This is a genomic window from Methylibium sp. (genome assembly GCF_031393925.1).
Lineage (GTDB): Bacteria > Pseudomonadota > Gammaproteobacteria > Burkholderiales > Burkholderiaceae_C > Methylibium.
Genome location: NZ_JANMWL010000175.1, coordinates 1 through 7,211 on the forward strand (window position 1 = coordinate 1; position 7,211 = coordinate 7,211).

A 7,211-nucleotide genomic window follows, 5' to 3' on the forward strand; every position below is an offset into this window, starting at 1 on the left:
GCGCATTCGCGGCGCCGCACGCTTCGCGCAGATGAACCTGCAGTACCCGGCGCATGGCGTGTGGCGGTTCACCGTCCATCGCCTGGTCGGCGAAGGATCGCAAGCGGTGTCGGACGTGAGCGTGACGGACGGTGTGCAGACGGCTCGTGCCCTCTCGTTCTTCACGGTGGCAGAGGGCAAGGTGACGCGTCTCGTCGAGTACTGGCCCGAGCCGTATGCCGCTCCCGCGAACCGAGCCCACCTCGTGGAAACCATGGACGAGGCTGCGCATGCGAGCGTCGGCCCTGGCGATCGCTCACCTGCGCGCCCGGCGTCGTGAAGTACACAATGCTTCGCAGCCTGCCCGTCGATCGCCCCGGGCACGAGGAGTAGCGCCATGAAGACCCAGCGTGTTGGCATCGTCCTGGCCGTCGGCGCGGCACTGTTGTGCACGGCGGCGCAGGCCGAATCGCTGCGCTGCAACGGCCGCATCGCCGAGGAGGGCGACTCGCGTGTTTCGGTGTTCTACAAGTGCGGCGAGCCGCTGCTGCGCGACGCCTATTGCGCGCCCTTGTACTACTCATCGTCGCGCCACCCGGTGCCCGAAGCTTTCGCGAGCGCGCTCGTGCCGTGCCAGCAGATCGATGAATGGCTCTACGACCGCGGCCCGGGGAACCTGTTCGCGACGGTGCGCTTCCGCGCCGGCGTGGTGCAGTCGATCCGCTACAGCGGCGCACCGCAGTAGGAGTTGATCTCGGCGCCTTGGCGGCGCCTTCCTTGCGGTCGGGTCGCCTCAGTCGGCCGCCCTTCGCAGCGTCTCCACCACCGGCCGACGCAGCACCTCGCGCAGACCCCACCAACCGGCCGCCAGCGCCAGCAGCGCGCCGGCTGCACCGCCGGCCAGCGGCACCCAGAGCGGCGCGCTCCAGCTGAACTCGAAGGCGTAGCGCGCCAGCGCCCAGCCGACGGCCAGTGCCGCCACCGAGGCGAGCACGCCGGCCAGCGCACCCACGCCCAGCAACTCGGCGCGCTGCACGCGCGCCAGCAAGCTGGCGCTGGCCCCGAGCGCGCGCATCACCGCGAACTCGCGCGCCCGCTGTTCGCGCGTGGCCGTCACCGCGGCAAACAGTACCACCAGGCCGGTGGCGAGCGTGAAGCCGAACAAGAACTCAACGGCGCGGATCACCTGGTCGAGCACGCGCTGCACCTGCGCGATGGAGGCCGACACGTCCACGCTGGTGATGTTCGGAAAGGCCTTCGCGAGTGCGTTGTCAAAGCCCGGTTGGCCCGGCTGCGAGGGCGGTGCTCGAAAGGCGGCGATGTAGCTCGTGGGCAGTTCTTCGGGCAGCTTCGAGGTCGGGAACATGACGAAGAAGTTGGCGCGCATCGAGCCCCAGTCCACTTGGCGCAGGCTGGTGATGCGGCCTTCCTGCATCACCCCGGCGATGTCGAAGCGCAGGCGGTCGCCGAGTTTCAGGCCGAGCGTCTCGGCCAGGCCCGCCTCGACACTGAGGGCGCCTTGCTCCTCGGCCTGCCAGCGTCCGGCGACGACCTGGTTGTGGCCGGGCAGTGCGGCGTCGTGACTGAGGTTGAACTCGCGGTCCACCAGCCGCTGGGCGCGCGCATCAGCGTAGCTCTCCGGCTTGACGGGCTGGCCGTTCACGGCGACGAGGCGGCCGCGGATCATCGGATACCAGTCGAAGCGCGTCACACCGGCGGTGCGCAGTTGCTGGCGAAAGGCGTCGCCTTGCTCGGGCTGCACATTGATGACAAAGCGGTCGGGCGCATCGGGCGGCGTGGCCTGGCGCCAGCTGGCGACGAGGTCGGTGCGCAGCAGCACCAGCAGCACCAGCGCCAGCAGGCCGACGCTGAGCGCGCTCACCTGCAGCACGGCGAACGCCGGCCGCGCGGCCACCTGGCGCGTGGCCAGCACCAGCCAGCGCGGTGCCGATGTGCCCAAGCACCCGCCCGGCACCGCGCGCCTGAGCAAGCTCACCGCCAGCCAGGAGAGCAGCGCGAACACCGCCACCGCGACGGCGAAACCGCCGACCGTGATGAGCCCGAGCTTGATGTCCGAAGCCACCGCCAGCAGCAGCGCAGCGAAGCCGACAAAGCCGGCCAGCAGCACGCCGATCGAGGCCGGCTTCAGTTCGCCGAGCTCGCGCCGGATCACCCGCAGCGGCGGCACCTGCGCGAGCTGCAGCACCGGCGGCAGGCCAAAGCCGAGCAGCAGGGTGAGGCCCACGCCGAGGCCGAACACCGCCGGCCACACGCCCGGCGCCGGCAGCGCCGCATCGACCAGACCGGCGAGCAGCGCCACGAACACGAAATGAAACACCAGGCCGAGCAGCACGCCGAGCACGCTGGCCAGCACGCCGACCGCGGCGAACTCCAGTGCATAGGCGCCCGCAATGCGCCGCTGCGACTGGCCGAGCACGCGCAGCATGGCGCAGTCGTCGAGGTGGCGATTGGCGAAGTCGCGCGCCGCGATGGCCACCGCCACCGCCGCCAGCAGCGCCGCCAGCAAGGCCACGAGATTGAGAAACTTGGCGGCGCGGTCGAGCGTCTGGCGCATCTCGGGGCGCCCGCTCTCGAGCGATTCGAGGCGCAGGCCGCGCCAGCCCTGGGCGGCGATCTGCGCTTCGGCCCAGGCCACGTAGTCGCGCACCGCGCCGTCGCCGCCGGCGCCCTGCCCGGCCAGTGCGAGCCGAAAGCTCACGCGACTGGCCGGCTGCACCAGCCCGGTGGCGGGCAGGTCGTCTTCATGCAACAGCGCGCGCGGCGCAAAGCTCATGAAGCCGGCGCCGCGATCGGGTTCGACCGCAATGATCGCGGCGAGGGTCAGGCTGGCGTCGCCGAGCAGCAGCGCGTCGCCGATGCGCAGGTTGAGCGAATCGAGGATGGCCGCGTCGACCCACACGCTGCCGCGCGGCGGAGCGCCGCGGGCGCTGCGCTCGGGGGCGCCGGGCGCGTCGCGCAATTTGAGCTGGCCGCGCAGCGGATAGCCGTCGCTGACCGCCTTGACGGCCACCAGCCGCGAGGCGCCGCCGCGCGCGTCGGGGGCGCGACCCATGCTCGGAAAGCTGACCGTGCGCGCCACCAGCAGTCCCTTCGAGCGCGCTCGCTCGGCCAGCGCCTCGGGCGGCGGCTGGTCGCTGGCGACGATGGCATCGCCGCCGAGCAGCGAACGAGCGTCACGCGCCAGGCCGTTGTTCAGGCGGTCGGCAAAGAAGCCCACCGCGGTGAGCGCGGCCACCGCCAGCATCACCGCGACGATCAGCAGCCGCAACTCGCCGGCACGGAAGTCGCGCCCGAGCTGGCGGCGCGCCAATGACCAGAGACCGGGCGCCATAGCGCTTGTCAGTGGCGTAAGCGACGGGCGCGGAACGGCAGTGGCGGTCGGCATGGACAGGCGGCGGCGTCCAATGTTGTGCAGCGACCATGATGGCGCATGACTCCCTCCCCCGCTGGGGGAGGGTTGGGGTGGGGGCCGGCACGTGCGCATGAGCGCAAGCGTCGTACCAGCAGGCACCAGCCCCCATCCCAGCCTTTCCCCAACGGGGGAAGGAGCCCGACGCGGGACATCGGGCAACACGCCGACATCCATCCCCGAACACCGCATACGAAGCCATTGAACCCGCGCACGGCACAACGGTGCTGCAATCGGGCATGAACAACACGCCTTTGCCCTCTTTGTTCGTTTCGCACGGCTCGCCGATGATCGCCATCGAGCCGAGCCCGACCTTGGACTTCCTGCGCCGCCTCGGCCCGGCCATCGACGCCACCTTCGGCCGCCCGCGCGCGGTGCTGGTGGTCTCGCCGCACACCGCCACGCGCGAGCCGGTGCTGCTGGCAGCAAAGCGCCACGCGGCGGTCCACGACTTCGGCGGCTTCCCGAGCGCGCTCTATGAATTGCGCTACGACGCGCCCGGCGACCCGGCGCTCGCCGAACGCGCGCTGGCGTTGCTGCAAGCGGCTGGCATCGCCGCGCACACCAGCACCGACGGCGGCCTGGACCATGGCATCTGGACCGTGCTGCGCCACCTGTGGCCCGACGCCGACGTGCCGGTGCTGCCGCTCTCGTTGGTGCCCTCGGCCAGCCCGGCGGTGCAGTGGGCGCTGGGCGAGGCGCTCGCGCCGCTGGCCGCCCAGGGCGTGCTGATGCTGGGCAGCGGCAGCCTCACCCACGACCTGCGGCGCTTCTTCGGCGGCGTGCGCGCCGCGCTGGACGCGCCGGCCGCCCCCGACGTGGTGGCGTTTGCCGATTGGGTCGCGGCACGCGTGGCGGCCGGTGACCGCCAAGCCCTGCTCGACTACCGCCGTCAGGCGCCGCACGCCGTGGCCCAGCACCCGACCGACGAGCACTGGCTGCCGTTCTACGTGGCAGCGGGCGCGGGCGGGCTCGCCGCGCCCGCCGTGCGCCTGCACGACGCCGTGCAACATGCGGCGCTGGCGATGGATGCGTATGCCTTTGGCGCCGGAGCCGAGCGGCTGGCGCAGGCGCTCGGCAGCGGCCGACCGCTGGTCCAGGCAAGCGTTACGTGACGGACGGCCAGCCGATCTCCGGCGCGAGGCTGGAGATCGCACCTCGACACGCGGCGCGCGCGAGGCGACGCCGCGGCGAGTCGGCTCAGCGCACCGCCGGCAGCGTGGCGGGGTTGGCTGTGTTGATGCAGGTCGGGTGGCCGAAGCCACCGGCACTGACGCCCTTGTGGTTGATGTCGAAGATGATGTTGTCGGGTCGTCCCGCATCACCGCTGACGCCGCCCGAAAGGTAGTCGAGCGTCAGGTTGGCCAACTCGTCACGCCGAGCACCGAATCGAATCGAATTTGGAAACGTCATGCTTCAGGCGGTGGAATAGCCGGAGCACGCCGAGAAAAAGCAGTGCGCATCGGTCTGCAAGGCATTTTGGCTCACGGATTCAGGAAGCATTGATGGTGCCCCGACCCTCCTCGCTACCAAAAAAACAAGCGACCCTGGCGACTGGCCAGGGTCGCTTGCGACCTTCGGCAGGAAAGGTTCGCCAAGCGCCGCTTCTACGGAGTGATGTCGGTAGGGAAGCAATGCGGATGCTTGAACCCGTTCGGCGCTTCATTGGCCGCGAGGTAGAGGATGTTGTCCGTTCCGCCAAGGCCCACACCACCGGGAGAAGTGCTGGCGAACCCCGCCCCTGCGCGCATCCGATACGCGATGGCATGATCTGCGCAGGCGCTATCGCCGCTCACTCCCAAGCCGCCGACGACCTTGCCCGCCGAGTAGATGGCCACGCCGCCGCCGAAAGTGATGATGCCGCCCGGCACTTTGCTGATGCCCGAGCCCTGGCGCAGAAAGTCCGGATTGAACGGGTTGGAGTTGTTGAGCCCGTATAACGAGCCACCAGGCTGCGTCGGCGAATAAAGGTTGGCCGTGGACAGGGCCAGAGCGTCGTTGCTGAAATCATTGGCCGTACTCGCCTTGGCGATGGCAATGGCGCGGCTTCCCGGCCAGGCATCGCCGGTTTTGATCACCGAGCAAAGCCGGCCCTGACGGTCCACCACCGCCGACCACATGCGATTCGGGCCGGCAAGGAACTCCCCGAATATGGCGCCGTTGTTCAACAGTACAACGGACGCCAATTGGCTTTGAATCTGCTGCACCACGTTAGCGGCAATGCCGCAACCGTCACCCTCGTCAGCCTGCGCCAAGCCGGAAAATGCCATCCCTATCGCTAAGACGATCAGTTTTCTTTTCATTTTGTTCTCCATTTGGTGGTACTCATACACGGTTAGCGGCCCTAAGCGTCTCGGCTGCGTCACGCTCGGACCCCGATAATTTGATCAAGTTCTGCCAGACTTTGCCGGTCGGTGGCCTCCTTTCTTGAGATCAGCCTTTCGTGCAAATAGAGATTTTAAACTCCCCTTTTCGCCAATCATCAATCTATCGCTCAGCCGGCGAATTGTCAATCGCTTCGCTATCTGAGTCATTCCCTGAAGGATACCCAGTCTCCGTGAAATCTCAAACTTTGCGACAGAACCACAATGATTAACCTCCTACACTTTTGGCCGCTCTCCGCGCTGGTGACTTAATTGCCGTTTTGATGGTTTCCACCGCGATACGCATGCCCATCGCCTTGAGCAGCGCGGTGAGGCTCTTCAATTCCGGATTGCCTTGCGGCGAGAGCGTGCGATAGAGCGTCTTCGCATGCAGGTTCGTGCGCTTGGCGAGTTCCCCGACCCCGCCGAACGCCTCGGCGATGCGGCGCATGGCAAGCAGGAGCTCTTTCTGATCGCCATCCTCGAGTACGCCGTTTAAATACTCGGCGGCGAACTCTGGATCCTCACGGAACATCTCCACGACCATCACATCGTGGTCCGCATGCAGGACTTCAGATTTTTTTGTGCGCTTGGTTTTCATAATCGTGATTGATGATCGTTCCAATATTCCACCGCACGCGCGATGTCCTGCCGTTGCGTGCGCTTCGACCCCGCACAAAGGAGGAGGATCAGCGTCTTTTCTTCCTGCGCGTAGTACACGCGATACCCCGGGCCGACATCAATCTTAAGTTCCCACACGCCGTCCGCAAGGAAACGGTGCTCGCCGAAGTTGCCCTCCTCCAGGCGATCAATACGGCGGAGCACAGCAACCCGGGCACGTTGGTCCGCAAGATCCATGAGCCAGTCTCGGAATGGGTGCCGACCATTCTCGCGCCGGTAGTAACGAATAGAGACCACAGTAGCTTATAAGCGACTCTTAGTCAAGCAGGGCCTTGGTAGGGAGGCGAGGAAAGTATGTTTATCATTATATGGGATCACCCCCGCCGCTGCATAAACCGCTCCATCTCATCAAAGCGCGTTTCCACTTCTTGCGTGGTATAGATCGTCGTCGTATTCAAACTCGCATGACCGAAGTTTTGCTGCACGACATTCAGCGGCACGCCTTGCTCGACCGCATGCGATCCGCAGGTATGGCGCAACCAATGGGTCGAGGCGGCTTCCAGTTTTCTGGCATCGTCCGACTGGCCGGCTTCGACCATTTCCAGCGCCACCCCGGCGAAGCAGGCTTTTAAGAGTTTATACAGCCAGGACGTCGTCACGCTACGGTGGGTTTTCTGGGGCGTCTCGTCGAGCGCGAGTGCCCGTTGTGGGTCGGCCGGCTCGTCGAGCGCCGCTTCCGAGAGCGGCGCCAATAGGCGCGTGGTCTTCTGGCAGGCGTAGGGATTACTATCGTGTTTTCGCCTAACCAAGTAATCCGA

General features: G+C 67.1%; 8 protein-coding genes and 1 pseudogene. 3 read left to right on the forward strand and 6 right to left on the reverse strand.

Going from position 1 to position 7,211, the window contains the following annotated elements:
- Together RMO12_RS09665 and RMO12_RS09670 are read left to right on the forward strand one after the other, a co-directional pair.
- Positions 1-319 (forward strand): annotated as a pseudogene (locus RMO12_RS09665) (hypothetical protein); the annotation flags it as partial.
- A 57-nt stretch (positions 320-376) separates the two neighbouring features.
- Positions 377-724 (forward strand): DUF2845 domain-containing protein, encoded by a 348-nt coding sequence (locus RMO12_RS09670; RefSeq protein WP_309625426.1) that lies wholly within the window; start codon positions 377-379, stop codon positions 722-724.
- 48 nt (positions 725-772) lie between these two features.
- Here RMO12_RS09670 and RMO12_RS09675 read toward each other — a convergent pair whose 3' ends face one another.
- Complete coding sequence (locus tag RMO12_RS09675) at positions 773-3,331, reverse strand: FtsX-like permease family protein (RefSeq protein ID WP_309639130.1); 2,559 nt, start codon at positions 3,329-3,331, stop codon at positions 773-775.
- 317 nt (positions 3,332-3,648) lie between these two features.
- Between RMO12_RS09675 and RMO12_RS09680 the strand changes: the two genes are divergently transcribed.
- Positions 3,649-4,524 (forward strand): class III extradiol ring-cleavage dioxygenase, encoded by an 876-nt coding sequence (locus RMO12_RS09680; RefSeq protein ID WP_309639131.1) that lies wholly within the window; start codon positions 3,649-3,651, stop codon positions 4,522-4,524.
- Between the two features lie 85 nt (positions 4,525-4,609).
- Here the strand turns inward: RMO12_RS09680 and RMO12_RS09685 are convergent, their stop codons facing one another.
- The 5 genes from RMO12_RS09685 to RMO12_RS09705 all read right to left on the reverse strand — a co-directional run.
- On the reverse strand, positions 4,610-4,822 hold the full coding sequence (locus tag RMO12_RS09685; RefSeq protein WP_309625006.1) for a hypothetical protein: 213 nt from the start codon (positions 4,820-4,822) through the stop codon (positions 4,610-4,612).
- Between the two features lie 194 nt (positions 4,823-5,016).
- Positions 5,017-5,712 carry a heme-binding protein gene (locus RMO12_RS09690; RefSeq protein ID WP_309639132.1) on the reverse strand — a complete coding sequence of 232 codons (696 nt, stop codon included), beginning with the start codon at positions 5,710-5,712 and terminating at the stop codon, positions 5,017-5,019.
- Positions 5,713-6,001: 289 nt separating this feature from the next.
- A complete protein-coding gene (locus RMO12_RS09695; protein ID WP_309639133.1) occupies positions 6,002-6,373 on the reverse strand; it encodes an addiction module antidote protein in 372 nt (123 codons plus the stop codon).
- Positions 6,370-6,690: a type II toxin-antitoxin system RelE/ParE family toxin gene (locus RMO12_RS09700; protein ID WP_309639134.1), complete on the reverse strand. Its 321-nt coding sequence runs from the start codon at positions 6,688-6,690 to the stop codon at positions 6,370-6,372. The genes RMO12_RS09695 and RMO12_RS09700 overlap by 4 nt, the downstream gene beginning before the upstream one ends.
- A gap of 77 nt (positions 6,691-6,767) precedes the next feature.
- Positions 6,768-7,211, reverse strand: a 444-nt coding sequence (locus tag RMO12_RS09705) for a site-specific integrase (RefSeq protein ID WP_309639135.1), incomplete at its 5' end; no start/stop codon positions are given.